The following is a 26,524-nucleotide window of genomic DNA, read 5'->3' as shown; positions in this document are numbered from 1 at the left end:
ATCAGCCAGCCCGGGCGAATATCCAAGTTGGTGATTTTATTGATACACCGGGCTGTAATTACACTTACATCAATCCCTCAGACAACTATGGATTACGGATGACACAACTGGTCTGGTTCCGAAACGATCTCCGGGTTGCCGACAACCCCGCCCTCACAGCCGCCTGCGAAAGCAGCGAAGAGGTGCGAGCCTGTTTTATTCTCACCCCGGACCAATGGCAGGAACACGATTGGTCGCCGGCCCGGGTGCAATTCGTCGTCGCCCACGCCAACGCCCTGGCCGAAGAGCTGGCCAAGCTGGGTATACCGCTGTCCTTTATTCACGCAAAACGCTTCGACGACAGCCTTGGCAAACTCGAGAGCCACTGCGAAGAGCACGGGGTCACAGCGCTGCACTTTAACGAGGAGTACGGCGTTAACGAGCGCAAACGCGACAAGGCGTTGAAACACCGCTTTGATCAACTCGGCATTGCCGTTCGCAAATACCGCGACCAGACAGTTGCACCAGTAGGCGAGATCCTCACCCAACAGAATGCCCCCTACTCCGTGTTCACACCGTTTTCCAGACGCTGGCGCAGCTGGATAGAAGAAACCCATCCGGGTCTTTTCCCAACGCCCAAAGCCAGGGGTAACGCCGTAAGCCCGGAACAGATCGACACCATACCCGAAGCCTTTCGAGACGCCCCCGAGCCCCTCGTTGCAACCGGTGAAGATGCCGCCCACGACCAGCTCGAGCGCTTCCTCGAAAAACGCGGCGGTGCGTACAAGGAAAAGCGTGACTTCCCCGCCATCGATGGCACCAGCCAGATATCCCCTTATCTCGCCAACGGTGTTCTCTCTGGCCGGCAATGCCTGATAGCCGGCCGGCAGGCGCAGGGCGCCGGCGGCAACCAGGAAGGCCTGGGAACCTGGATCACCGAAATCGCCTGGCGGGATTTCTACATCAACATCCTGTACCACTACCCCCGGGTCAGCATGCACCGCGCCTTCAAACCGGAAACCGAAGCCCTCGAATGGAACACCCCGGGCGACAAGTTCGAAGCCTGGAAAACCGGCAACACCGGCGTCCCCATCGTCGACGCCGCCATGCGCCAACTCAACCAGACCGGCTGGATGCACAACCGCCTGCGCATGATCACCGCCATGTACCTCACCAAAAACCTGTTCATCGACTGGCGCCTGGGCGAAGCCTACTTCATGTCAAAACTGATCGACGGCTTCCTGGCCTCCAACAACGGCGGCTGGCAATGGAGCGCCTCCACCGGCACCGACGCCGCCCCCTACTTCCGCGTTTTCAACCCGGTTACCCAGAGCGAGCGATTCGATCCCGATGGGGATTTCATCCGGGAGTGGGTACCGGAGCTAGCGAAACTGGATAGCAAACGGATTCACGATCCGGGTACGAAAGGTGGTGTTATTCCGAAGGGGTATCCGAGGCAGATCGTTGATCTTAAAGAAAGCAGGAAGGAGGCTATAGCCAAGTTCCAAGAGTTGAAGAACTGAAAGTCTCTGGAGGGCTGACTCAAAACCCGGAAGCGGGGTTGGCGATGGTCTGCCCAAAACCCTGCGGAGCCATGGATGGCGGAGCGGAGCCTACAGGGACGTATTCACGGCGTGTTTTGGGCAGACCATCGCCAACTCCGCAGACACCAAAGTCAGCCAGAACAGACCGGGCAATCAGGATCCCGAGCCAGCTTCATCTCCCGCCACTGCATCTCCCAGGCATCCAGAATCAGCAATCGCCCCACCAGAGGAGAGCCAACCCCGGAAATCACCTTTATGGCCTCCATGGCCTGGGTCGCCCCGATCATCCCGACCAGTGGCGCAATAACCCCCGCCTCTGAACAGGTCAGATCCTCATTGCCCTGTTCCGGATAAAGACAATGGTAACAGGGGCTTTCCTCCCGCCGGCTGTCGTAAACCGAAACCTGTCCCTCGCCCCGAATAGCCGCACCGGACACCAGCGGCACTTTCGACGCCACACAGGCACGGTTCAGCGCAAACCGGGTGTTGAAGTTATCCGTGCAATCCACCACCAGGGTTGCCTCCGCGACCTTCCGCGTCAGAGCCTCACCTTCGAGGCGCTGATTCAGGGCGATAACGGACACCAGCGGGTTGATCCGACGCATCCGATCGGCAAGGCTTTCCGCTTTGGATTCACCCAGCTGCGAGGTTTCAAAACCGATCTGGCGCTGAAGGTTGGCCAGTTCGATATTATCGTCATCCACCAGGGTCAGGGTCCCGACACCTGCGGCGCCCAGATACAAAGCGACAGGACACCCCAGGCCGCCGGCACCGATCACAAGAACCCTGGCCGACTGCAGCTTTTCCTGGCCGGCAATATCGAACCGGGGCATCAGGATCTGCCGGCTGTAGCGCAATAATTCGTCGTCACTGAGCATCTGCATCTCCACTTTTAGGCACCCGAAGACCATTGTCCGAGTGTCATCCGATCCCGGTTGCCATAATCCTGCCGGGTCTCAACGGCTTTAAACCCGCGAGTGTGAAACAACTGTGCCACGGCCTCTGCCTGATCGAAACCATGCTCAACCAGAAGCCAGCCGCCTTCAACCAGCCAGTCCGGCGCCTGGCTGATAATCAGCCGCAGATCATCCAGGCCATCGCTCCCGGATACCAGGGCCGAGGCAGGTTCGAATCGAACGTCCCCTTCCTCAAGGTGGCGGTCGCTATCGGGGATATAGGGTGGATTGGAGACAATCAGATCAAACCTCTCTGGCTCCAGCCCCAAAAACCAGGAACTCTGGACCACGGAAAGGTTCAGGCCAAGGGCAACGGCGTTTTCACGGGCCAGTGCCACTGCCTCGGGCTCGGCATCACAGGCAGATATTCGCCAGCCCACGTGCTCACTGGCGAGAGCCAAGGCAATGGCGCCCGTCCCTGTTCCCAGATCCAGCACACTGGCTTGCGGTGGTAGCGGCAAAGCAAGAGCAACTTCCACCAGGCATTCGGTATCCGGTCTTGGAATCAGGGTGGAGGCACTGACTTTCAGCGGCAGTGACCAGAATTCCTGATGCCCCAACAAATGTGCCACAGGCCTGCCGGCCACGCGCTCCTGCACAAGCGCCTCAAAGGCCTCAGCGTGAGCATTGGTCACTTCCCGCTCCGGCCAGGCCCGGAAACTGGTTCGGCTAAGCCCCGTAATGTTGCTAAGCAGCAGCTCGGCATCCAGCCTCGGCGAATCACTTTCAATTCGGCTGGATGCCTCCTTCAGAAGGGCTTCGCAGGTCAGTGAGGGTTTACTGGTCATCGGCGAGAGAGGCGAGCAGCTCGGCCTGGTGCTCCTGCTGCAGAGGCACGACGACGGCGTCCAGGTCACCGGCAATGACTTCGTCGAGCTTGTAAAGGGTGAGGTTGATCCGATGATCCGTCACCCGCCCCTGGGGAAAGTTGTACGTACGGATCCGTTCGGACCGGTCGCCACTGCCCACCAGGCTCTTGCGGGTCTCGGCCATGGACTTTTGCTGCCGCTCGGTCTCGGCATTCTGAAGCCGAGAGGCCAGCAGGCTCAACGCCTTGGCGCGGTTCTTGTGCTGGGAACGCTCTTCCTGGCATTCCACCACAATGCCCGTTGGCAAATGCGTTATCCGGATCGCCGAATCGGTCTTGTTCACGTGCTGGCCGCCAGCACCTGACGCACGAAACGTGTCTACCCGCAGATCCGCCTTGTTGAGCTCGATGGCCTCGGCCTCATCGGCCTCGGGCATCACCGCCACAGTACAGGCGGAGGTATGGATCCGGCCCTGGGATTCGGTTTCCGGAACACGCTGCACCCGGTGAGCACCAGACTCGAATTTCAGGGCACCATACACTCCGTCACCGGCCACGCGCGCAATCAGTTCCTTGAAGCCGCCGTGCTCGCCTTCGCTCTCGCTCAGGACCTCCACTTGCCAGCGCCGGCGCTCGGCATAGCGCAGATACATCCGGAACAGGTCGCCGGCAAAAATGGCAGCTTCGTCACCACCGGTGCCGGCGCGAATCTCCAGAAATACGTTCTTGCCGTCGTTCGGGTCTTTCGGCAGCATCAGGCGCTGGAGCTCTTCATCGAGCTCCTCGCTCTTCTGCTCGGCAAGTTGCAGTTCTTCCTCGGCCATCTCCCGCATGTCGGCGTCGCCGTCTTTCGCCAGTTCGCGCGCAGCCTCGATGTCATCCAGAGAGTGCTGCCAGGCCTGGAAACAATGAACAATGGGCTCAATCTCGGCGAACTCCCGAGAGAGGTCCCGGAACTTGTCCTGCTGGGAGATAATGGAAGAATCACTAAGCAATGCGCTGACTTCCTCGAAGCGGTCAGAAAGCTGCTCGAGGCGGGATTGGATCGATGGCTTCATAGTTTTTCCGGGGTTGTCGTCGTGTCCGCGTCCAGTGCATCCAGCTGGTGCAACTCACGCAGCCACTCTGTCACCTCGGTGCGACCTTCTGTGGTGGCCTTGCGAACCTGCACAGAGGGCTCGTGCAGGAGTTTGTTGGTGAGGCCGCGTGCCATACTGCGCAGCACGGTTTCAGGATCTGTGCCATTGCGCAGGGCGCGCAGGGCTTTCTCGGTCTCCGCATCGCGCAGCACTTCGGCACGCTGACGGAACTGCTTGAGCGTGGACACCGCATCCAGCGCCCTTAGCTGGTTCAGAAAATCCTGAACCCCGGACGCCACCAGATTCTCGGCCTCCCGGGCCGCACCCTCACGAGAGCGGATATTTTCTTCGATAACCTGGCGCAGGTCGTCCACCGTGTAGAGATACACGTCATCCAGCGAGGCCACCTCCGGCTCAATATCCCGGGGCACGGCAATATCCACCATGAAATAGGGGCGGTGTTTGCGTTTCTTCAGGGCTCGCTCAACGGCACCTTTACCAAGGATCGGCAATGGGCTTGCCGTTGAAGAAATAATAATGTCGACATCGGCCAGATGTTCCGGAATCTCGGACAGCACAATGCCCTTGCCACCACGGGATTCTGCCAGTGCCTGTGCCCGCTCAAGGGTACGGTTGGCCACCAGGAAGTCTTTCACGCCGGCATCCGCAAGGTGCCGGGCCACCAGTTCGATGGTTTTGCCGGCACCGATCAACAGGGCCTTGTTGCGGGACATGTCGGCAAATATGTGGTGCGCCATGCTCACCGCGGCATAGGCAACAGAAACGGGATTTTCACCGATGGCAGTCTGGGTCCGCACTCGTTTGGCGACCGAGAAGGTATGTTCAAACAATCGGGAGAGGAACGAGCCGCTGGCGCCGTGTTCCCTGGCCAGCGAATAGGCATCCTTCAATTGCCCGAGGATCTGTGGCTCGCCAAGCACCATGGAGTCCAGGCCGGCGGCCACTCGCATCATGTGCCTGACGGCATCGCCATCGCGGTGCACGTACAGCGCTTCTTCCAGTTCCGCGGCGTCCATTCCATGGAAGCCGGCCATCCAGCGAAGCACCATGGGTGCGCAGTCATCATCGCCGGCCAGGTACAGCTCGGTCCGGTTACAGGTAGACAGTATCGCCGCCTCGGTGGCGCCTGACGTCGCACGCAGCTCGGCGAACGCCTCCGCCATACGCTCGGGCGTAAACGCCACTCGCTCCCGTAGTTCTACGGGGGCCGTGCGATGATTGATTCCCAGCGTTACCAGTGCCATTTCGTGGTTGTACAACCTTTTGCCGATGAGCGGTTTAGATACGCGCAATTACTGGACATTTTAACGGCCAGCGGCCTGAGCTGCCACCCAAAACCACCGCAGCTTCGGCAAGTGCGGACAGGTTGGGCAAGATCAGGTGCTTATGCCATTATAGGGATTCGGCTGAGGCCGCGACCCGATCTACCTCAATTCCGGGGCTGGAGCGTGGTTATTTCAGATGCGTTTTCGACAGATCATGGGAAGTTGCATGCACAAATCCGTACCGTTTCTGTTTACCTGCCTGCTTGGCCTCACGCTGGCAGGTTGTGCCAGCCTCACCGGCACAGAGGAAGCGCCTGCCAAGAGCGAAACCGTCGCCGCTGGGGAAAAGACAGAACCACAACCGCCGGTTGAATACGCCGATTTTGAGCCCGAAACCCTCTATTTGCTTCTATCTGCCGAAATTGCAGCCCAGCGCGGACGCTACGACATTACCCTGGTTAACTACCTTAAGGCTGCCAAACAGTCCCGAGACCAGGTGGTGATCGAGCGGGCGATGCGAATCGCCCAATCCCTGAACGGCGATAACGCCCAGAAACAGCTCGCCGAGCTGTGGCTGGACATCGACCCGGATAATCTCCAGGCCCACCGGATTTCTGCGATCCAGGCCGTAAAGGGAAACGACCTCCAGACCGCCATCCATCACATGGAACGGATCATGGATCAGGGCGGTGATGCTGACTTCGACAGCCTTGCCGCTATGGCAGCCAATCTGCCGCCAGAGCAACAGCAGGAACTGCTCGCCCTTTATAATGAGATGTCGGACCGCCACCCCGACACCCCGGAACTGGAATACAGCATTGCGCTCCTGTTGAAAGTAACCGGGCAGCCACAGCAAGCCCTGGACAGACTCGAACCACTGCTGCAGGAAAACGCAAACTTCCAGCCGGCTATCATTCTCAAGGGCGACCTGCTCTACCAGACCGGTCAGAAAAGCAGCGCCCTGGATTACCTGCTGACCAACACCCGCCGCTTTCCGGGCAACCGACAGATGGGCACCCTTTACGGCCGCATGCTTATAAATGAAGGTGAATTGCAGGCTGCCCAGGATGAATTCAATCGCCTCGTAAAGCGGTACCCGGACACGCCGGGCCTGCGACTCTCTCATGCACTGGTCGCTCTTGAAAATGGGCAGACCGACCTGGCCCGGCAAGAACTGACACAACTGGCCGAACAGGGCCACCATACCAGCGAAGCCAACTACTACCTGGGCCGCATTGAAGACCAGGCAAGCAATACCGAGCAGGCCATTGGCTATTACCAGAGCGTGGAACAGGGCAATTACTACTTCCCGGCCCTGGCCCGCGCCAGCTCTCTGCTGGCCGAGAATGGACAGCTTGAGGACGCCATTGACCGCATTCGCAGGCTGCGCGAAGCCAATCCCCGCCAGGCAGAGAACTTCTGGCTGCTGGAGGTGAACCTGCTGCTGGATCAGGAACAACAACAGCAGGCCCTGAGCACCGCCACGGAAGCCCTGGAAGAACATCCGGACAATATCGAGATCCGGTACGCCCGGGCCATGCTCTACGATGGCATCGGACGGCCTGCCGACGCCGAAGCCGACCTGAAGCAGATTATCGAACAGGAACCGGAAAACGCCGTTGCCCTGAATGCCCTGGGCTACATCCTGACCACTCGGACAGACAGACTCAGAGAAGCCCGCGGCTATATCGAGAAAGCTCTGCGGCTGGACCCGAACAATCCGGCCATTCTCGATAGCATGGGCTGGGTCCTGTTCCTCGAAGGCCAGCTCGAGCCGGCGCTAGAGTACCTCTCCCGTGCCTGGGCCGCCTTCCCCGATCCGGAAGTTGCCGCTCACTATGGTGAGGCGCTATGGATGAACGGAGCCGAAGAACAGGCCAGAATCATCTGGCAGGAAGGCCTCGAACAGGACAGCAATCACGAAGTGCTCAGAGAAACCATCGATCGGCTGACCAATGGTGGTGACACCGAATGAGACTGGCGCGAATTCTGGCCGCACTGACGATGCTTGCCACCCTCGGCGCCTGCACTACGATCCAGATCGATCCATTGCCGGAGGGCATGACAGACCAGCCTCCGGCTGACTGGACCACTCGCGCAGTCAATCTCGACAAACTCGACCACTGGAAGCTGTCCGGGAAGCTGGCCGTACGCCAGCCATCCGACAGCGGAAGCGCCATCATCAATCACTGGATTCAGGATGGCGAAGCCTACGATCTTGCCCTCTCCTCATCGTTCCTCGGTATGGGCAGCACAACACTCAAAGGGGTTCCCGGGTTTATCGAGTTGACCCTGCCGAGCGGCGAAACTTACCGCTCGGGCGAACCGGAAGCGCTGGTCGAGGCGGCCACGGGCTGGCAGCTGCCACTGGAGAATCTGACCTGGTGGATTCGGGGCCTGCCATCCCCCGCCAGCGACTATCGCCTGCTGTTTGATAATCAGGGCACCCTGGCCATAATCCGCCAGAACGGCTGGGAAATCCGCTACGACCGCTGGCAGGCCTTCCTCTCTGCTTACCCTGCGCTGCCCGCCCGGATTACCGCGCTCAAGGACGACAAGCGGGTGCGCCTGGTGGTCAGCGACTGGCAGGAGCAGCCCGAGTGACACCCGACCTGATACTGCCCTCACCGGCCAAGCTGAACCTGTTCCTGCACATTGTCGGCCGCAGGGAAGACGGCTATCACGAGCTTCAGACCTTGTTCCAGTTCCTGGACTACGGCGACGAGCTGAGCTTCACCCTGACACCCGGCGAGCCGGGGGTGAGGCTCGCGGAGCCTGTTCCCGGTGTCGACGACGAGGACAACCTCATCATTAGCGCCGCCAGAGCACTCCTTGAGAGGGCTCAAGGCGACTTGCCCGGGGTCACCGTCGGCATCACCAAACGGCTGCCCATGGGCGGCGGTCTGGGCGGCGGCAGCTCCAATGCTGCAACCACTCTGCTGGCCCTGAACCATCTCTGGCAGCTCGACTTGAGCACCGATGAGCTTGCCGGAATAGGCCTCGGCCTGGGCGCCGATGTGCCGGTGTTTGTCCGGGGCCATGCCGCCTTTGGTGAGGGAGTTGGTGAAACACTGACCAACGCAAATCCGCCGGAAGACTGGTTCGTTGTCCTCAAGCCCGGCTGCAACATAAACACTGGCAAGATTTTTTCCGAGCAAGGGTTGACAAGGAACACCCCGAGAATCAAAATAGCGCCCGCTTTTGAGGGAGACGCCTCGAGGTACCGAAACGACTGTGAGGATGTAGTTCGAAAACTGTATCCTGAGGTTAACCAGAGCCTGGAATGGCTTTCACAATTCGGACCTGCAAGATTAACCGGAACCGGGGCTTGCATATTTGGACGTTTCCCGACAGAATCCGCAGCCCGGATCATCTGGGAAAGCAAACCCTCCGGCGTCACGGGGTTCGTAGCTAAAGGGGTGAACATTTCACCTCTACACAAAAAGCTAACAGAGCTGAAATGATGCCAAAAAAGCACGATACTGGGGTGTCGCCAAGTGGTAAGGCAACGGGTTTTGATCCCGTCATGCGCAGGTTCGAATCCTGCCACCCCAGCCACCTTTCTCCCGCTTCTTCTGAATCAAACGCCGATACTGAGAAGGATGCCGTCGTGTCCAAACTGATGATCTTCGCTGGCAACGCCAACCCTGAACTGGCTCAAGCGATTGCCCGCAAACTCCACATTCCCATGGGTCAGGCCACTGTAGGCCGCTTCAGCGACGGGGAAACCACCGTCGAGATCAATGAGAATGTCCGCGGCCATGATGTGTTCATCATCCAGCCGACCTGCTACCCCACCAACGATAACCTGATGGAACTGATCGTGATGGCCGACGCACTTCGCCGTGCTTCCGCTACACGGGTCACCGCCGTTATCCCCTATTACGGATACGCGCGCCAGGATCGCCGGGTACGCTCTACCCGTGTTGCCATCAGCGCCAAGGTGGTCGCAGACATGATTTCCAGCATCGGCGTTGACCGGGTCCTGACCGTTGACCTGCACGCCGACCAGATCCAGGGCTTCTTCGATATCCCGGTGGACAACATCTACGCCACACCGGTCATGCTTGAAGACATCTTCAAGCAGCGTTTCGAGAACTTTGTCGTGGTATCTCCGGACGTTGGCGGCGTGGTTCGCGCCCGTGCCGTGGCCAAGCGCCTGGACGACGCTGACCTTGCCATCATCGACAAGCGTCGCCCGAAAGCGAACGTTTCCCAGGTAATGCACATCATCGGTGATGTCAAAGACAAGACCTGTATCCTGGTAGACGACATCATTGATACCGCCGGCACGCTGTGCAAAGCGGCCAACGCCCTGAAAGAACACGGCGCGGCCCGCGTGGTTGCCTACATCACCCACCCGGTTCTCTCCGGCCCGGCCATTGATAACATCAATGCCTCACAGCTGGACGAACTTGTGGTCTGCGATACCATCCCGCTGGGTGACAAAGCGCATAATTGTGATAGAATCCGCGTCCTCGGAATGGCCGGGCTGCTTGCGGAGTCGATTCGCCGCGTGAGCAACGAAGAGTCCATCAGTGCCATGTTCGAGAATGCCTGAGTGACCTTTCGGTCGTAATATCAAGGCATTACAAGCAGTTACCGGGTCGGGAGCCTACACAGGCTCCCGACTCTTTTAGTCAGCCGGAAAAATCCGGCTTTTCAGAAACATCACCTGATCCTACGCCTGGTCGCGGGCAGTTCAGGTGACGATTGAGGTTATTACCATGTCTCAGGAATTTGTTATCGAAGCATTTCCTCGTGACGATCAGGGGAGAGGTGCGAGCCGCCGCCTGCGTCGTGAGGAACGGAAAATCCCGGCCATCATTTATGGTGGCAGCAAGGATGCAACTCCGATTGCCATCTGGCACAACGAGCTGAAGAAAGCCCTGGAGAACGAAGCATTCTTCTCCCACGTTCTGACCGTTGAGCTGAACGGCAAGAAAGAAAGCGTAATCCTGAAGGATCTGCAGCGTCACCCGTACAAGCCGATCCTGACCCACGCTGACTTCCTGCGTGTTGACAAGGACCACGAGATCCACGTCAACGTACCGCTGCACTTCATCAACGAAGACACCGCACCGGCTATCAAGCTCCACGGCGGTGTAGCGAACCACCAGATCAACGAAGTTGAAGTGATCTGTCTGCCGCAGAACCTGCCCGAGTTCATCGAAGTGGACATGACCACTGTCGAAATGGACCAGGTAGTTCACCTGAGCGACCTGAAACTGCCGAAAGACGTCAAGATTGCCGCCCTGCTCCAGGGTGAAGATCACGACCTGCCGGTTGTGGCTATCCATAAGCCGCGCGGCGCCAAGGTTGATGACGAAGCCGAAGACGGCGAAGAAAGCGAAGAAGGCGGCGAAGACAAGGAGTAATCACTCCTTAACTGAGGAGGGCAACGGCGAATGGCGCAGGATATTGTCATGGTGGTTGGTCTGGGTAACCCCGGCGCTGACTACGAGAATACCCGCCACAACGCCGGCGCCCTCTTCGTGGAAGCTCTGGCTCGCACTGCGGGCCAGACGCTCCGCCCCGAAAAGAAGTACCACGGGCTCTATGCCCGCATTCAATGGCAGGGCCTGGACCTGCACCTCCTGAATCCGACCACTTTCATGAATCGCAGCGGCCTGGCCATCAAGGCGCTGGCAGACTTCTTCAAGATTCAGCCCCAACAGATTCTGATTGCCCACGACGAACTCGATCTGCCCCCGGGTACCGCAAAGCTCAAGAAAGGTGGCGGCCACGGCGGACACAACGGCCTGCGTGACGCTATCGCCCACCTGGGCACCAACGATTTCCAGAGACTGCGCATCGGTATCGGCCACCCCGGCGACAGCCGCAGGGTAACCGGGTACGTCCTCGGCCGCCTGGGCAAACAGGAAACCGAGGAACTGAACGCAGTGATCGACGAAATCATGCGGGTATTACCGGATGCAGCCAGCGGCAAACTCCCCGCCGCCATGAATCGCCTGCACAGTTTCAAACCGGTATAATCCGCTCAAATTTTTCCAGTACCAGCAGAGGCATTCCATGGGATTTAACTGCGGCATCGTCGGCCTTCCCAACGTCGGCAAATCTACCCTGTTCAACGCATTGACCAAATCCGGCATTGGCGCGGAAAACTTCCCGTTCTGCACCATCGAGCCCAACGCCGGTGTCGTCGCCATGCCGGACCCGCGCCTCAACAAGCTTGCCGAGATCGTTAAGCCGGAAAAGGTGGTGGCAACCACCATGGAGTTCGTGGATATCGCAGGCCTTGTAGAAGGTGCTTCGAAAGGCGAGGGCCTGGGCAACCAGTTTCTGGCCAATATCCGCCAGACCGACGCCATTGCCCATGTGGTGCGCTGCTTCGAGGACGACAACGTCATTCACGTTGCCAACAAGATTGATCCGGCTTCTGATATAGAAATCATTAACACCGAACTGGCTCTCGCCGATCTGGAAACCGTTGAAAAAGCCATCAAGCGGGTTCAGCGCGTGGCCAAGAGCGGTGACAAGGAAGCGAAAGCTCAGCTCGAAATCTTTGAAAAGCTGCTGCCGGTGCTGAACGAGGGCAAACCGGTGCGCAGCATGAACCTCGACAAGGACCAGATGGCCCTGATCCGAGAGCTCTGCCTGCTGACCGTGAAGCCGACCATGTACATTGCCAACGTCAGCGAAGACGGGTTCCAGAACAACCCGCATCTGGACACCGTGCGACAGATCGCTGAGTCGGAAAATGCCGCGCTTGTGCCCATCTGCAACAAGATAGAGGCAGAAATCTCCGAACTGGAAGACGATGAAAAATCGATGTTCCTGGAAGAAATGGGCATGGAAGAGCCAGGCCTGGATCGCGTCATTCGCGGGGGCTATGGCCTGCTGGGCCTGCAGACCTACTTTACCGCCGGGGTGAAAGAAGTCCGCGCCTGGACCGTAAAAATCGGCGCCACAGCGCCTCAGGCCGCCGGCGTGATCCACACCGACTTCGAACGCGGGTTCATCCGGGCAGAAGTGGTGAGCTACGACGATTTCGTTCAGTACAACGGCGAAGCCGGGGCCAAGGATGCCGGAAAATGGCGCCTGGAAGGCAAGGAATACATCGTGAAAGACGGCGACGTTATCCACTTCCGCTTCAACGTGTAATTTTTCAGGAAAAACTGGGCCCTAAGCCTTGACAGAAAGAGCCCAAATACTGAAAATACGCGCCTCGTTTGGGGCGATGCCCAAAGCGAAATGGCAAGGTAGCTCAGTTGGTTAGAGCACAGCACTCATAATGCTGGGGTCGGCGGTTCGACTCCGCCCCTGAAATTATTTCCAGCTGACGCCTCCAATAATTTCTTGATTGCTACCAAAAACAACTAGTTAAGTTGCCTTGCCTCACCCTCAAAACACCTCCCCGAACCCCCATTTTTTGAGACCAAGAATACCCCTGTTTTTCGTCGGGGCTCCACGGGGGGTCCGAAAATTCCCATTTCACGCCAAACTGCTCAATTTGTGACCAATGATTTTGTGCGCAAAGGGCTTTGGTTTCAAAAGAGGAAATCAGCCGCAGAAATTCTTTTAGATATTTATTTTACTATATATTGTATTTTATATTATTTATGCTATACTATTTATAGATCGAGGATTCATCCCACAGTGTCTCCCCTGATCTTTCCTTCTGATGGAATGGTCTCTCCTGACCAACTGTCCAAGGATGAGCGAGCCCCATGGATGGGGCTTTTTTTTGGGCTATAGAAAAGTAATTTTCCCGCTCCGCTCCGGCTGCGCCTTTCCTGTCACTTCGTTCCAGTTCAGGCTATCGAGCCGAAGCTCCACTACTTTGCACCTCACCGCATCTCATAGGGGACTCTCGACTATTAGTCACGTATCGGGCGCATGTTGAGCCCAAAATCTTTTTTTGAGAGTGGCCGGCTGCGCCGGAATCTGAAGGGGGCCGCTTAGCGGAAGGGGCGAGGTTTACTGGGGGCCTGGTAGCCCCCTTTCCGATTTAGCCGGTAGTGCCGCACAGCATCTCAGCCCGCTCCGCTTCCATCTCGATCATCGCCTGGAAAGCTTTGCGATCGATCTGCTGCTGGAGCATAAGTTCTTCCGCAGTCACCGGTGTCAGCGATCCCATCACATGAGTGGTCACTTCCAGGTCCGGCTTCGGTACTACGTAGAAGTCAGCCAGCTCAGTCACATTGACCTGCTCACCGCCGATCTTGCGGATCAAGCTGGTGATGACGTAGATGCGGGTCTTTCCTTCATACCCGCCGGCAGTCATGTCGTAGCCCAGGGCTTTCACGAGGTCTTTGAAGATCTGCGTCTTGTGCTTCTTGCGAAAGTTGATGCTGGGGAAAGCCATTTTGATCAGCTCGATGCCGGACATCGAAGAACCAGTCTCAAGGGCTACCGGCTTGCTCAGCTCTTCAAAAGCCGCTTCTGCTTTCTCTTTCGTGATCTGAGAGCCTGCGACATCGTCGAAGTCAAAGCCGCAGGCGCTCATGAAGCGAGCCGCTACGAAAGAAGCGATCTGATCGCGACGACCGAAATCCGCAGCTGAGCACAGCTTCTTGCGACGAGCGACGATGTAGTCGATATCCAGGGAAAAGATCTCAGCATAAGACTGCTCGTCCAGCTCTTTGATCTCGAGAAGCTCCATTGCATCAAAAGTACGGGCAGCTGTCTCTTGCTTGAAAGTCGGCGCTTCATCAGTACCGAAGTCGATCAGATCATCACGACCGGCATGCTTCTTTTTCGAGGTGTCGAACGCAATTTCGGAGCGCACGTCTTCAGTCTTGCGACGACCGGCGGCTTTCGCCTTAGTGCCGGCCTTACGCTGTGATGCGCTCAGCTCAGTGTGCTCGACAGTGAAACCCATCTGCTCCGCTGCGATCAGTACAGTCTGCTTAAAGCTCTTGAACTGCTGATTCCGACGGGCGGCGTGCTGGGCCAGGAAGCGACCGCTCTTGGTGTCAAAAAGCCTGAGCATTTCATCGGCCGGGCTTTCAGCATCGCGCTTTATCTGATCGAAGATGATCGCCTTGGGCTGTGTGATGCGCTGCTCTGAGCGGCCGCCGCGGAAAGCGATATATGCAGTCTTGGCTGCACGGAAGCGACGGACTGACTGAAGTACTGACGTCGGTGCGAGTGTGCGGCCGGCGAGAACGTAGACACGATCATACTCTTCGAGCTCGATGCTGGCCCCGGCGTTTATGACCGGGCTGATGATCGCGGCATCAGACGCTTTGAGGATCTCTTCGATGTCGTCGAGGCTCTTGCCCCGCTCTTCCAGGTACTTTGCGGTCAGCTCGATGACGTCTTTGCCGCTTTTCTCGCGGATAGAGTGAGCGACGTCAGCGAATTTTTCGGCTCTGTAGTCACAGAAGACAGCGACTTTCTTGCCCGCTTGCATGTCTTCGCGGGCCAGCGCGATCACTTCAGACTCTTTGACGACTTTTAGATTGACGTCATTAGCGCCCTCAGCTTTGATGATCTTGGCATCTTCGCCGGCCATCTTTGCGAGCTTTCGGATAGAAGCGTCAGTGATCATCGCGTCGGCTACGACTACTTTCTCAGCGCCGCGGATCAAAGAAGCCAGGCGGTCCATGGCGGTGACCCGGTCTGCGTAGGTGATGCCGAGGGTGCCAGAGGCCATGTGATCGAAGAGATCTTCCACTTCATCGATCAGCACGACTTTACAGCGAGCGCGGTCACCGTAGTGGCGGTTGCTCGCTAGCGTGTTGATCACGCCGACCAGGCCTTGGGCATCTTCCTTCGAAGTCGTCTGATAGTGATCAGCGTGATCTGCCGGGAAGAAATTAGACGCGATTGAGCGCTTGCCGGTGATCATCATGGGGAACTGACCGGCTTCGCGGGCTTTCGTGTAGATCTCGCGGAGGGCGTGCGTTTTGCGGCTGCCCATTGCCCCGTTCAGGACGAATAACTTATTGCACTTGCAACTAATACTTTTATACATGCTATGGTATTTGTCGACAGTTTCAAAAGGGAAAGAAGTAGTATGAAAAGACCGGACTTCAGACTCGCGCTGCTTGATGGTTTCGCGAATCATGCGAACTAAGTTGAGCGGCAGGCGACTGGCGAGCTCAGTGAGGCCATCTTCGAAGAAATCAACAGACCACTTTTTGAGGATCGCCTTGGTGATCGCCTTGACGGACTTGGCCTGAAAAGGTGTGCCTGCGGCTACGTCTACGAAAATAGTTGCGGCTTCGATGCCGTCAAGCTTGCCGAAGTCGATAGCAGCGCCAGAGCTGAGCTCAGCGACAGACCTGGACCAGAGAGCCTGCTCTACAACAATGACGTCTGTGTCTTTCTGTGAAGACTTCAGAGTGATCTTCTGTGCAATGCCGGAGAGGCGCTGGTCTTGAAGAGCTTCGGATAGCTCGGAGGCGAAATCTTTTGTGATGATCACGTGTATCTCCTGACGTTCGTTATTTTGAGGACTTATTCTTCCATCCCACATATCTACTATAATAAATTTACTTACTTTAGGCACGGTTATTGCATATTTTTATTGGGTGGATCTGTAACAGATCGTAACATCGCTAAAACATGCGACCTTGCCCACCCACCTCGAGCCCCTTTGAGGATCACAAAAAGGCCCTCATACAATTGCTACGACTTTACTCTCCCAGGCCGCCACAGATTTTTACTGGAAATCCAAACTCTCTATAGATGAAAGCCAATTTCGGCGAAAAAGTGCGGTAGGAACAATACTCATCTGGATATAAGAGACCAGCCCGCTCCGCGGGAGTATCAAGGGGTGTATATGGGGGTGCTTTGGAGCCGGATTTGCCAACTCTGACTGAACCAAATACAGAGCCACTCCAGCAGAGAGTTTCCGTTTGAAGGCAGGATTTTGCCAGAACCCGGAGTATGGAGGGACCGGAATACTCATCTGATCCAGAATTCCCGAGAAGAGGGCCTGCCGGTGATTGCGATCGGGCCAGAAGCCACTAATATTATCCGGATGTCGAATCAAGACCCACTTGTCGAGGCTGGATTCGTGATGCTTGCGGAGAAAGCCTGCTGACTCTATGACTGTTAGCAAGAGTTGATTCACTTCCTGGAGAGCGAGCACTGTGAGCAGGCAGACACCATATCTCGGCTTCTCAAATGGCAGCGCTCTCAGACTCTGTCGGTCACCCTGGACTAATGACAGCGATCTTACTGAGCTTGAGGCGGGAGGAGACTACTACTTTTGAGCCCAAAAATTTCACGGTGAAATTTCAGCTAGAACTAATCATAACACACTGTTTATAATACTATTTCAAGCCATTTCAATTAATTTTTAATTACTAGGTTTCACGCCCTACCCTGCTATTATCCTCTCGTCATCCAGTGCTGCTGGCCAATATATTTTCCGCGAGCAAGCTCGCGAAGGTGCGACAGGAAGGACTGTGGTCAAATCCATTCATTCGTTCATAGATAGGTCCAAGCTTCAGATGACCAAGGATAGGTTGAAGGGATGCCCAAAGAAAGTCCCCGGGAGTCTTATTCTTACTGACGTGCTGAAGGACCCAACTCAACAGGATATCCCACTGATAATTAGGATTTTTGGCGAGACGACAGTGCACAGCGCTCTGTCCCAACTGGTCGAAAAGGGCAAAATCACGCCGACCGCAGCAAAGACTGCCAGGGCTCTCCTTCCTGAATCGAATCTCTTCCGGACTTTATAACCTTGACACAATAATTTGGCCGCTTCGGCCATGTCATCGTGATATACGCCGCTAGTTTTGGCCGCATAAGTGCTTTCTGTTAAACAAAAGCGAACATTCGAGTCATGGCTTTCCTCCAGAGCCTCCAAACTAATCACAACCATTTCGTCCAGTATCATTGGCGGAGCCTCCTCTGTTCATGAAACCTGCTCATATGCAGTATTTGAGAATGAAGCCATGAACCACTCCCATTCCCTGTAGTTTGGTTTTACGCAGCTCAACCAAGCGTTCCGAGAACCGGAAACGTCGACAACATCCACGACGCAAAGAGTGTCATCTGACCGGTGAGCACCATTACTCCCATTACAACGAGCACCAAGCCAGCAAGCGCTCTCAGTAGTCTACTCCAGCGACTGAGCCAGCGTACTCGTTGCCGAAAGTGTTCAATAAACAGGGCAGTTCCGAGAAAAGGAAGAGCCAACCCCAACGAATACGCCGCCAGATACAGCATGCCCGCCTCAGCATTGGCATGCGTGGAGCTGAGCGCCAATATGGCCCCGAGTATGGGGCCTATACAGGGTGTCCAGCCGATGGCAAACGCGATGCCCAGGAGGAAGGCGGCAGTGGGGCGCCCGCCTTCAAGAGACTGCCCAATGCGCCAGTCCCGCTGTAACGCCGGCATGCTCCACCAACCCAACATAAACAGGCCCATTAACACGATGAGCACGCCAGCCACCAAGTTGGCCTCTTCACGATAAGCCATCAGCCATTGCCCAAGAACACTAGCGCTTGCACCCAGGGCGACGAATACGAGACTGAACCCCATCACGAAACAAAGACTCAGCCAGAACGCCTTCAACCGATTTGAAGCCTCAGTCAGAGCGCCTCCGGTAACAACCGACAGGTAGCCGGGAACCAAGGGTAAAGTACAGGGTGAGAAAAACGACACGAGACCTCCGGCAAACGCGGCGGCAATTCCCCAGGTTGCAAGATCAGGCATTTGGCCCCCTAAGTTTTGTTAGTTCGTTAAACCGCCCAGAAATCAAATTTGATGCCTTCCTTGGACGTGCCGTTGTCGATGATGGCCCGTGCGCGCCATAGCATTTTGCCGGTACCGCATTCCGGCAGGGTAATGGTTCCCTGGTAAACACCCTGGGTATGCGGTAACAGCTGGGTGCGGACCACGCCCATGTACATTTCAAGCCCTTCGAAATCCACGATCAGGGAGTCTGCTGTCATGTTGCCGAGATGCACACGGATGGGAATCTCTGTCATCGATTCGATGGCTTCATTACCTAAGCCGACTGTGATGGTTTGATCGCCTTTTCGCCCGATACACTGACCTTTGAAAGGTGCGCATCCCTCGGTGGCGTAAAAGGTAACACCGGCATCCAGATCAGGCTTCAGGTACTGCGGCAGCACGAAGATTGCTGTGACCACAATGCTGAAACCGATGAGGCCGAATAACCATGACCACTTCTTAAAAAGCTGTTTCAATGCCATTTTCCAGTTGCCCAAGACTTGAGGGAGGGTTGTTCCTTATTCCTGACTTTCGTTCTGTTGATAGCGGCGCTGGTCCTCGGTCCAGAGTGTTTTCAGGTAATTGATCACCGACTGAATTTCCTGGTCGGTGAGGATGTCCTCAAATGCCGGCATAGTCAGCCGGTCTGTTTTGTTGAAGGGATGCCGCCATCCCTCGGCAATCATCCTGAACAGCATGGCATCACTGTGGCGCCAGGTGTGGCCGGTCTCATCGTGTGGTGGCGGGGGCATTTCGCCTTTCTCATCCGGTTTGTTCCAGTCGGCCGCACCTTCACCCTGCCATCCGTGGCAAGCGGCGCAGTATTGCTCATAAATCTGGCGGCCCTCGGTTACTTCGGCCGGCACGCTGCCACTGTTTGTTGGCGCGCCTCCCGCCATCACAAGGGCCGGGGCAATGAGCAAGACCAGCGGGAAAGACCACTTATTCATAAACAGGAACCCATTCGCCAGAGGCGTTCCGCGAAAGCAACTCTCCGTTTTTAGTGCCCACCACGAGTCCTTCCGAGGGTGAGAACGTCAGAGCGGTCACCGCTTGGGGTATCTCAAGGCCAGCCCAGGTTTCGCCACCGTCAGAACTGTGGTGAAGTTGCCCCTCGATTACGGCGTAGACGTTTTCCGGGGCCGAAGGATCGTAATCAATGGCGGAAACAGTTCCTCGCAATTCGCCGGCGTCACCCCAGAAGCAGAAACAGTCCATGGAACGGGCCACACCGCGGGTGGTGCCGGCGAACAGCCAGCCACTTTCCATGCTGCCTGGCATATCAGAGTGCAGGAACGCCTGCACCGGCTCCCGGGGGCCACTGTCTACCTTCACCCATTCGGCACCCCCGTTCCTGGATCGGAACATGCCACTTGCACCGAGATAGGCGTAAAGCGTTTTGGCTTGGGTAGCGTGGGCGGCAATCGCCGTGACACCCAGGTCCGGCAGGGTGTCATTGAGGGATTGCCAACGCTTGCTGGCCTCGTCATAGCGCCAGATCCCAAGGCCAGGCCCTGAAAGGTACAGGCTTCCGTCAGCACCTTTTGCCATGGACCGGGGCTGGGCGCCGGAATCCGACGGTGGCAGGGGGATCTCGGTAGTGTTCTGGCTATCCAGGGCAAACAGACCGCTCTGCCGAAGCACCAGCAAAGCGCCAGATGAGTCCGTCGTCAGCGCTCTCACTGATTGGCCCTCATTCACAGACTGGGCTTGAACCAGGGTCGGCATGACAGCCACGAACGCGAACAGAAAAAGTCCGGAGACTGCTGAATTCAGGCGGGAAACCATTGCTCTCATAGGGCTGACCTCAGTAATCCTTGTGCTCACGGAAAACCTGTTGCTGGCCATTGGCGTTAAAGGCAATGACCTGGTAATCGTCCTTCCGGCCGGTTTCCATACCAGGGGTGCCGTGGGGCATTCCGGGTACAGACAAGCCGGTCGTGTTGAATTGCGGATCCTCAAGGTAGGCCAGGATGTCATTGGCCGGCACATGCCCTTCAATCACCAGATCACCAATCAGCGCGGTATGGCAGGACGCCATATCGCGTGGCACGCCATGCTGCTGTTTGATTTCATTAAGGTTGTCGGTTTCAACGATGCGGGTCTCAAAACCATTGGCCGCAAGGTGCTCGGCCCAGGACTGGCAGCAACCGCAATTGGGGCTCTTGTAAATGGTGATGGCCTGGCCTGCCTCTCCACTCTGGGCTAGAGCACCCGATGGCTGGGCGGATTCGTCGGCCTGGAGGGCCAATGTGGTGGCGCCAGCGCCGATAAGGATAGCGCCTACACCCGTATACAGAGCGAGTTTCTTGGTCTTCATGGAAAATCCTCGATTGGAATTGCTTATGAGCAGAGCAGAGCTCGGGGATGCGCATGCATCCCCGAGCCAGAGCTTCAGTTCATGAGGGTGCCCAAATGGTTATTTGGCGCCGTTGGCTTTGTCTTTCATGCCGCCTGGCATGCCATCGCCACCATGAGCCTGCATCATCTTCATGCACACCTCGGTCATGGCTTTACGGTCTTCCGGGGACATATCCGACATCATGTTCATCATCCCCATCATGCCATCCCTACCCTCCATGCCGTGCGAGGACATCATGCCATGGTGTTCGGAATGACCCTCCAACGTGCCTTCGCCCTCGCCATGGGCAAGGGCGGAAAAGAGAGCGACACTGCCGGCCAGAACGGCGGCGGTTACGGTGAGCTTGAGATTTGAATTACGCATTTGATTCACTCCGGTTAAAGCCTCGTTACGGATGAACGTGAGTACGAGACTTTGTCGCAAGAATTAACGTCAAAGAGCTTGCCACGATGGGCAAAAACCCGGGTTAAAACTCAGGAGTGATGTTCTGGAGGGGGCGTAATAGAGGCCAGGAACGGATCCTGGTAAAGGGCCGCTCGTGCGGCCAATACTGCTTGGGAGCCGGTGTCTTTAAAACCGATGGAGTTCTCTGGTAACAGGGCAAGGCTGACGCTGACCCCGCATTTGATCGGCCCAGTGGCGCTTAGACAGGCCATTTCCGGAGAAGAAACGCAATCCGGTTCTGCGTCTGTCGAGTAAGCGGCGTCTTCAGCCCGGTCCATCATCATCATGGAGCCGCAATCCGCCATCGCTGGCTTCGCCTGGCCGGCTGTTGCTTTTGACAAAGCAAACGCTGGCGCGCTGATCACCAGAAGCAGTGACAGCAACACGCAAATAATTGGGCGGTTCTTGACGGACATCCTGATTTCACGCACCAAGCTGTGAGGACATGAGCTCTGACATACAACCACTCTGTCAGTTCCACAGATCCTAGCACTTTTCTATTTCCAAAACACACCCGCCCGGTCGGAAATGGAATCAACTTTTCGATGACTAGCTGAACGTTTTATTTTGCGCGGAGGAGAACTGGCAACGGTGGCGTTTGGCTAGTCGGGCGAATACGACAGAGTATTATCTCGCAGGCATTCAAAGGCTTGACGAAGGATTATGTGTGGTTGAAGGGGTTGGAACAGAATGCTCGCTTTGCGACCAGGGCATGCTCCGGGCCCAGCTAAACAAAAGCGAACATTGGCCAAAACCAGTAAGCTGTTACTTTGGGGTTTGCCTCGAATCACAGAAAGCCCGGAGAGCTTAATGAAATACGTTCGTAACATAAGTGGGGCGTTTACAGGCGGAGCCTTAGGCGGGCTTTTGGACAGCTTCAATATCTGGTTTATGGGGAAGGTAGGGTTATCAGATCTTATTGGTATTTCAATGAAACCGGATTTCACCGCACCTTGGTTGTATCAGCGAATGATCTGGGGTGGGTTGTGGATGCTGCTATTACTAATACCCGTTTGGAAAGATCGCACCATATTACGTGGCATGGCGGCTAGTATCTTTCCCTCAGCAATGGTGCTCCTTGTTGTTTTTCCTTCAATGAACAAGGGTGTACTGGGTTTGGAGTTTGGCATCACTATGCCAATGGTTGTGATCACCTTGAACTTCATTTATGGGATATTTGCAGCTTACTGGTATGTGGCGACTTGCTCCAATCAAAACCATAAATAACAAGTCAGGTCAGCGAACCCGTGAGACGCACTGCTGCTTTCTGCGTTATAAGTTATTACTATGCCTTGCGTTTATTTGAATCAAAACGAATTATCTGACATGAGAGAGCGTGCCCATTCCGAATCTCATGATTAGGAAAAGAGGAGGGCGTTCATTAGGCTACCCTAGATGCAGGGGCTGCCACTAAGCGTGCGCCATCTTTTTCAACATTCAGCAAAACAATGTATTTGGGCACTGGCCCTCACGACGCTCCCACTGAACGGTCGTATGCTGGATGCCAAAGTGCTGATTCAGCATTTCAGCGGCCTCACTGATCACCTGGTCGTCACTCTCGGGGTCGGGTTTCACCAGGTGAACGGTTAGCGCGTTTTCGGTGGTACTCAGGGCCCAGATGTGTAGGTGATGGGCCGATATTACTCCTGGCAAACTTTCAAGACGCTCATGGACAGCCGAAGGATCAATCCCCTTGGGAACAGCATCCACCGCCAGGTTTACGGAGTCCTTAAGTAACTGCCAGGTGCCCACAAAGATCACAGCGGCAATAACGAGGCTCACAATCGGATCAATCCAGGTCAGGTTGGTGAACATCAGTATCGTGCCGGAGATCACGACGCCGACCGACACTGCGGTATCTGCGGCCATATGCAAGAAAGCGCCCCGGATATTGATGTCCCCTTTCTGCCCTTTGAGAAAGAGCATCATGGTTGCGCCGTTGATCAGTACGCCAATGCCAGCCACGATCACCACGGTCAGACCGGCGACGTCGGCAGGATCTGTCAGGCGCTGAAGGGCTTCCCAGGTAATGCCACCGACAGCGGCGATCAGAATCAGAGCGTTAAACAGGGCCGCCAGAATCGTGGTTTTCTTTAGGCCATAGGTCTTGGCGGAGGTTGCCGCTTTGCTGGCCAGCCAGCTGGCCGTCCAGGCCATGATTAATCCCATGACATCGCTGAGGTTGTGGCCGGCATCGGCAAGCAGCGCCAGCGAGCCGGAGATGACCCCGTACACCGCTTCGATGACGACAAACAGCATGTTGAGGAACACAGCAATCGCAAAGGAGCGGTTATGGGTGTCGAAGTGATGGCTGTGGTCGTGACCGTGACTGTGATCGTGCATTTTTGCCCCTATCAATGATCAACAACGATGTCGGTCTAGTTATGAACCCTGTAACAACTATAGGGTCAAGGGAGCCGCTGATTCTTCGGTACGTTGTGAGCAACCCTACTGACCGTGCGTTATTCCCAGTATCTCTGCCAAGTCTTCGGGCACCGGCATGGGTGCAAACGCGCTGACGTTTGCACGACCGGTGTTTCCGACCGGAACCCAAATTCGGGAAAAGACCAGGGCGGCAATGGTTCGGGTCAACTGCCCCAGCACCTCACGAACGTCTCTTGTTCGCCAACCCAGTCTGAGCATCCGTAAGTGGGTTGCAGCGTGCGCCAGAGCATATTTCTGGCTGAGGATATGGGCACGTTCCAGATGGGTGAAGGCTGTCTGGAAATCGCCTGCGCCTTCCGCCCTGCGTGTCGCCTCAAGCTCCGCAATATAGGATGGCTTCAGTTCACTGTGCATTGACGTTTACTCCCCATAGATTGGCAACGGCAAGCCGATAATCGACCGCCTGCCCCAGAAAGGTTCAGCCTTTCAGTGCCAGTATGCGTTTGGCACCCATCAAGACGATGCCACCAACAATTCCGCCAATAATCAAATCTGGGTAGTTGGACCCGGTCCAGGCAACGAGCAGCCCCGCAAGTATTACCCCCAGGTTGATGACCACGTCGTTGGCTGAAAATATCCAGCTGGCTTTCATGTGAGCACCGCCCTCACGGTGTTTTGCGATCAGAAGAAGGCAACTGATATTCGCGATGAGAGCAACAGATGCGACGGCCATCATCATTAACGACTGGGGATCACTCCCAAACAGAAAGCGCCTGCCAACTTCAACCAATACCCCAGCGGCAAGGATAAGCTGGAGGATGCCAGCCACATGCGCCGCTCTGACCTGCATTTTGATTCCGTGTCCAACGGCGTAAAGTGCGAGACCGTAGACGGCGGCATCGGCAAGCATGTCTAGCGAGTCTGCAATCAGGCCAGCAGACTGGGCGATCAGGCCCATCGTCATCTCGACCAGAAACATCAGAGCGTTGATTGCCAGCAGTATCCATAAAGTGCCGGATTCTTCGCTTTCGTTGGCCTTAGACGATTCAGCCGCTCTGACGGATTCAGCGCTGGCGTCTTCTGTCTTCTGCAAGGAAGCACCCAGGCCCAGGTTTTCCAGTTTGCTGGTAATAGGACCGGTTTCTCCATGGTGGATAATTTCCAATGTACGACCCGATAAATCGAATGACAGCGACTGAATGTTTTCAACGCCAGTCAGTGCCATTCGAATCATTCGCTCTTCCGAGGGACAATCCATTTTTGGTATTTTGTAGGTGCTTAGCTGGCTACCTGTTTCGGCGGTGGCGCGTCGCTGAAACTTGTCATCTACGACAGAGTCTTCACTGCCACACTTCCCATTGCAGGGTTTGCTCATTTTCTCGGCTCCGGTTCTCGTACAAATGATGCAATCTAAAACCCTGTAGCTACTACAGGGTCAATAACTAATCTACACTAGTAGTCGTCAAAATCGGCGTTTGTCTGGATAAAGATCTACAATGATAAGTGCGATGGTGTGGACGTCTAATTTTATTTCGAGGGTAAACTTTATGATTTCATTTAAAGGACTTACAGCAACCGCTGCGTTGTTGGTTTTTCCTGCATTCGTACTAGCGCATGGTGATCAAGGCTCATGGCAAGGGCATGGTCCTGGCATGATGATGGATCAGGAGCAAATGCAGCAGATGCACCAGAACTGGTCCCACATGAACCAGCTGATGCAACGCATTCCTGATGAAGCTTCACCGCAAGAACGGCAACGATTGATGCGAGAACACAGGGAGGCGATGCAAGAGCAAATGGGTTTTATGCATCACGGTATGATGGGCCCCGGCATGATGCGTGGACAAAACGGCATGATGGGAGGTCAGCACATGATGAACGGCGGCGGTAAATCAAAGAATGGTGGTAGTCTGTCTAACGAGAAACAAATTCAGATGATGCAGGAGCGCATGGATCAAATGCAGCTGATGATGGAGCAAATGCTGCAATACCAGCAGAATCTAAAGGTAGAGTGATCGAGAAGCCTTCAAATACCTCTATTTAACAGACGCATAGTTTCTGGCGAGTTTGATAGGCTGACGTTTGTGAAAACGGCGCAGTAGCTGGGTTTCAGTCGCAACGAAATCCGTGGCCTGTTACGGCTGGAAGATGGCACTCTGGGCATCACTTCGAATGTTCGCTTTGCGACCCTCCGAGACCTCACGAGAACGTTCAACAAAATCGGACATTCACGCCGCTCCAGTGAGCCCCCCAAAATCTCTCGAAAAAGGCAAACACCTGCCTCTAGCAATACACCTGTGAAGAGCTCAGTGCCGAAAGTTTTGGCCAAATCTGTGCAAGATCACGCCGTTGTGCGCTGGCGATATGTGCACTGAGCTCATGGCAGAGCATTAAATTTCATTAATGGTGTCAGTGGGAACAGTTACAAGCATGAAAATCTCCTCGAACAAAAACTGATACCGTTAATGAGGGTTCAGGTTAAGAGGGGATTTCGAGATGGAAGTAGGCAAAACTTACAACGTCGCCTTTGCAACGGGCCACTATGAAATCGAGTATGAAAATGGCGTTACCTGCATAAAAGTAACGCCGCAATCATATCGAGTAGAAAGAGCTGACGGCACCACCAGATTGGTGAAACACGATTTAATCATGAACCTAGAGGAAATAGCTGGGCCCACATAACCAGGCGCATCAGTGCGTGGCCTTTGGTCACCGGACCGTTACCAGTCGCCGCTGTGCTCTGTTACGTGTCCAAGGAGTTACGAGTTTAGGTCAGAGGTTTGCAATGGATTTTTGCTCTGACCCCAGACGAATACAGAGGGTAAAATGAAGTCAGGTTATATCTATGTATTAATACACCCGTCCGATCCTGACCTTTACAAAATCGGAATAACTACCCGTAAACCCCAACACAGATTGACCGAGCACAATTGCAACCACGAAGGATATACAGGCCAAATCGTAAAAGAAACTGGGCAGAAATGGGAATTGAAGGAATTCCATGCGGTCTCTGATCCG

The 26,524-nt window shown here is 55.6% G+C and carries 27 protein-coding genes and 1 tRNA gene; 12 read left to right on the top strand and 16 right to left on the bottom strand.

What is annotated here, in order from left to right; genetic code table 11:
* The first annotated feature begins 98 nt into the window (after positions 1 to 98).
* Positions 99 to 1,502: a deoxyribodipyrimidine photo-lyase gene (gene phrB / locus MDHKLMBL_RS03740; protein ID WP_104270162.1), complete on the top strand. Its 1,404-nt coding sequence runs from the start codon at positions 99 to 101 to the stop codon at positions 1,500 to 1,502.
* Positions 1,503 to 1,654: 152 nt separating this feature from the next.
* On the opposite strand, the gene MDHKLMBL_RS03735 is transcribed toward phrB, so the two are convergent.
* Genes MDHKLMBL_RS03735 through hemA form a run of 4 tightly spaced genes read right to left on the bottom strand, consistent with a single transcriptional unit; the run spans position 1,655 to position 5,631 of the window.
* Positions 1,655 to 2,401 (bottom strand): HesA/MoeB/ThiF family protein, encoded by a 747-nt coding sequence (locus MDHKLMBL_RS03735; protein ID WP_092030384.1) that lies wholly within the window; start codon positions 2,399 to 2,401, stop codon positions 1,655 to 1,657.
* Between the two features lie 14 nt (positions 2,402 to 2,415).
* Entirely contained in the window at positions 2,416 to 3,267 is an 852-nt protein-coding gene (gene prmC / locus MDHKLMBL_RS03730; protein WP_008176340.1) for a peptide chain release factor N(5)-glutamine methyltransferase, read from the bottom strand.
* Entirely contained in the window at positions 3,257 to 4,345 is a 1,089-nt protein-coding gene (gene prfA, locus MDHKLMBL_RS03725) for a peptide chain release factor 1 (protein WP_008176342.1), read from the bottom strand. Before prfA ends, prmC begins: the two co-directional genes overlap by 11 nt.
* Positions 4,342 to 5,631, bottom strand: a complete 1,290-nt coding sequence (hemA, locus tag MDHKLMBL_RS03720; protein ID WP_008176344.1) for a glutamyl-tRNA reductase — start codon at positions 5,629 to 5,631, stop codon at positions 4,342 to 4,344. The genes prfA and hemA overlap by 4 nt, the downstream gene beginning before the upstream one ends.
* Before the next feature lie 247 nt (positions 5,632 to 5,878).
* On the opposite strand from hemA, the gene MDHKLMBL_RS03715 reads away from it, so the two are divergent.
* The 8 genes from MDHKLMBL_RS03715 (at position 5,879) to ychF (ending at position 12,777) form a co-directional block, all read left to right on the top strand.
* The gene (locus MDHKLMBL_RS03715; protein WP_008176345.1) at positions 5,879 to 7,627 is read left to right on the top strand and encodes a tetratricopeptide repeat protein; all 1,749 of its coding nucleotides are present in this window, start codon (positions 5,879 to 5,881) and stop codon (positions 7,625 to 7,627) included.
* On the top strand, positions 7,624 to 8,256 hold the full coding sequence (gene lolB / locus MDHKLMBL_RS03710) for a lipoprotein insertase outer membrane protein LolB (protein WP_008176346.1): 633 nt from the start codon (positions 7,624 to 7,626) through the stop codon (positions 8,254 to 8,256). Before MDHKLMBL_RS03715 ends, lolB begins: the two co-directional genes overlap by 4 nt.
* Entirely contained in the window at positions 8,253 to 9,116 is an 864-nt protein-coding gene (ispE, locus tag MDHKLMBL_RS03705; protein WP_104270161.1) for a 4-(cytidine 5'-diphospho)-2-C-methyl-D-erythritol kinase, read from the top strand. Before lolB ends, ispE begins: the two co-directional genes overlap by 4 nt.
* Positions 9,117 to 9,135: 19 nt before the next feature.
* Positions 9,136 to 9,210 (top strand) — tRNA-Gln (locus MDHKLMBL_RS03700).
* A gap of 52 nt (positions 9,211 to 9,262) precedes the next feature.
* On the top strand, positions 9,263 to 10,213 hold the full coding sequence (locus tag MDHKLMBL_RS03695) for a ribose-phosphate diphosphokinase (protein ID WP_008176348.1): 951 nt from the start codon (positions 9,263 to 9,265) through the stop codon (positions 10,211 to 10,213).
* Positions 10,214 to 10,379: 166 nt separating this feature from the next.
* Positions 10,380 to 11,030: a 50S ribosomal protein L25/general stress protein Ctc gene (locus MDHKLMBL_RS03690; RefSeq protein ID WP_104270353.1), complete on the top strand. Its 651-nt coding sequence runs from the start codon at positions 10,380 to 10,382 to the stop codon at positions 11,028 to 11,030.
* A gap of 30 nt (positions 11,031 to 11,060) precedes the next feature.
* Positions 11,061 to 11,648 carry an aminoacyl-tRNA hydrolase gene (gene pth / locus MDHKLMBL_RS03685; protein ID WP_014576222.1) on the top strand — a complete coding sequence of 196 codons (588 nt, stop codon included), beginning with the start codon at positions 11,061 to 11,063 and terminating at the stop codon, positions 11,646 to 11,648.
* A gap of 37 nt (positions 11,649 to 11,685) precedes the next feature.
* On the top strand, positions 11,686 to 12,777 hold the full coding sequence (ychF, locus tag MDHKLMBL_RS03680; RefSeq protein ID WP_008176351.1) for a redox-regulated ATPase YchF: 1,092 nt from the start codon (positions 11,686 to 11,688) through the stop codon (positions 12,775 to 12,777).
* An 847-nt stretch (positions 12,778 to 13,624) separates the two neighbouring features.
* On the opposite strand, the gene MDHKLMBL_RS03670 is transcribed toward ychF, so the two are convergent.
* The 9 genes from MDHKLMBL_RS03670 to MDHKLMBL_RS03625 all read right to left on the bottom strand — a co-directional run bounded on the left by MDHKLMBL_RS03670 (position 13,625) and on the right by MDHKLMBL_RS03625 (position 21,537).
* Positions 13,625 to 16,048, bottom strand: coding sequence for a hypothetical protein (locus MDHKLMBL_RS03670; protein ID WP_104270160.1), 2,424 nt, complete (start codon positions 16,046 to 16,048; stop codon positions 13,625 to 13,627).
* A 1,113-nt stretch (positions 16,049 to 17,161) separates the two neighbouring features.
* Positions 17,162 to 17,473 carry a hypothetical protein gene (locus MDHKLMBL_RS20770; RefSeq protein WP_146083402.1) on the bottom strand — a complete coding sequence of 104 codons (312 nt, stop codon included), beginning with the start codon at positions 17,471 to 17,473 and terminating at the stop codon, positions 17,162 to 17,164.
* Between the two features lie 98 nt (positions 17,474 to 17,571).
* Complete coding sequence (locus tag MDHKLMBL_RS03655; RefSeq protein ID WP_104270157.1) at positions 17,572 to 18,294, bottom strand: cytochrome c biogenesis CcdA family protein; 723 nt, start codon at positions 18,292 to 18,294, stop codon at positions 17,572 to 17,574.
* Positions 18,295 to 18,320: 26 nt separating this feature from the next.
* The gene (locus tag MDHKLMBL_RS03650) at positions 18,321 to 18,797 is read right to left on the bottom strand and encodes a hypothetical protein (RefSeq protein WP_104270156.1); all 477 of its coding nucleotides are present in this window, start codon (positions 18,795 to 18,797) and stop codon (positions 18,321 to 18,323) included.
* A 36-nt stretch (positions 18,798 to 18,833) separates the two neighbouring features.
* Positions 18,834 to 19,265, bottom strand: a complete 432-nt coding sequence (locus tag MDHKLMBL_RS03645; RefSeq protein ID WP_104270155.1) for a c-type cytochrome — start codon at positions 19,263 to 19,265, stop codon at positions 18,834 to 18,836.
* The gene (locus MDHKLMBL_RS03640) at positions 19,258 to 20,112 is read right to left on the bottom strand and encodes a beta propeller repeat protein (RefSeq protein ID WP_104270154.1); all 855 of its coding nucleotides are present in this window, start codon (positions 20,110 to 20,112) and stop codon (positions 19,258 to 19,260) included. The genes MDHKLMBL_RS03645 and MDHKLMBL_RS03640 overlap by 8 nt, the downstream gene beginning before the upstream one ends.
* Positions 20,113 to 20,122: 10 nt before the next feature.
* Positions 20,123 to 20,635 (bottom strand): DUF411 domain-containing protein, encoded by a 513-nt coding sequence (locus tag MDHKLMBL_RS03635; protein ID WP_104270153.1) that lies wholly within the window; start codon positions 20,633 to 20,635, stop codon positions 20,123 to 20,125.
* A 99-nt stretch (positions 20,636 to 20,734) separates the two neighbouring features.
* Positions 20,735 to 21,040 (bottom strand): hypothetical protein, encoded by a 306-nt coding sequence (locus MDHKLMBL_RS03630; protein WP_104270152.1) that lies wholly within the window; start codon positions 21,038 to 21,040, stop codon positions 20,735 to 20,737.
* A gap of 110 nt (positions 21,041 to 21,150) precedes the next feature.
* The gene (locus MDHKLMBL_RS03625) at positions 21,151 to 21,537 is read right to left on the bottom strand and encodes a hypothetical protein (RefSeq protein WP_241956172.1); all 387 of its coding nucleotides are present in this window, start codon (positions 21,535 to 21,537) and stop codon (positions 21,151 to 21,153) included.
* Positions 21,538 to 21,931: 394 nt separating this feature from the next.
* Here MDHKLMBL_RS03625 and MDHKLMBL_RS03620 point away from each other — a divergent pair, with 394 nt between their 5' ends.
* The gene (locus tag MDHKLMBL_RS03620) at positions 21,932 to 22,348 is read left to right on the top strand and encodes a hypothetical protein (RefSeq protein WP_104270150.1); all 417 of its coding nucleotides are present in this window, start codon (positions 21,932 to 21,934) and stop codon (positions 22,346 to 22,348) included.
* A 210-nt stretch (positions 22,349 to 22,558) separates the two neighbouring features.
* Here the strand turns inward: MDHKLMBL_RS03620 and MDHKLMBL_RS03615 are convergent, their stop codons facing one another.
* The 3 genes from MDHKLMBL_RS03615 to MDHKLMBL_RS03605 all read right to left on the bottom strand — a co-directional run bounded on the left by MDHKLMBL_RS03615 (position 22,559) and on the right by MDHKLMBL_RS03605 (position 24,881).
* Complete coding sequence (locus MDHKLMBL_RS03615) at positions 22,559 to 23,464, bottom strand: cation diffusion facilitator family transporter (RefSeq protein WP_104270149.1); 906 nt, start codon at positions 23,462 to 23,464, stop codon at positions 22,559 to 22,561.
* Positions 23,465 to 23,569: 105 nt separating this feature from the next.
* On the bottom strand, positions 23,570 to 23,920 hold the full coding sequence (locus MDHKLMBL_RS03610) for a DUF3703 domain-containing protein (protein ID WP_104270148.1): 351 nt from the start codon (positions 23,918 to 23,920) through the stop codon (positions 23,570 to 23,572).
* A 64-nt stretch (positions 23,921 to 23,984) separates the two neighbouring features.
* Positions 23,985 to 24,881 (bottom strand): cation efflux transmembrane domain-containing protein, encoded by an 897-nt coding sequence (locus MDHKLMBL_RS03605; protein WP_104270147.1) that lies wholly within the window; start codon positions 24,879 to 24,881, stop codon positions 23,985 to 23,987.
* A 172-nt stretch (positions 24,882 to 25,053) separates the two neighbouring features.
* Here MDHKLMBL_RS03605 and MDHKLMBL_RS03600 point away from each other — a divergent pair, with 172 nt between their 5' ends.
* Positions 25,054 to 25,521: a hypothetical protein gene (locus tag MDHKLMBL_RS03600; RefSeq protein WP_104270352.1), complete on the top strand. Its 468-nt coding sequence runs from the start codon at positions 25,054 to 25,056 to the stop codon at positions 25,519 to 25,521.
* Between the two features lie 811 nt (positions 25,522 to 26,332).
* Positions 26,333 to 26,524, top strand: a 192-nt coding sequence (locus tag MDHKLMBL_RS03590) for a GIY-YIG nuclease family protein (protein WP_146083401.1), incomplete at its 3' end; no start/stop codon positions are given.

It is taken from the genome of Marinobacter flavimaris (assembly GCF_002933295.1).
Lineage (GTDB): Bacteria > Pseudomonadota > Gammaproteobacteria > Pseudomonadales > Oleiphilaceae > Marinobacter > Marinobacter flavimaris.
This window is presented reverse-complemented; position numbering and strand designations above follow the sequence as displayed.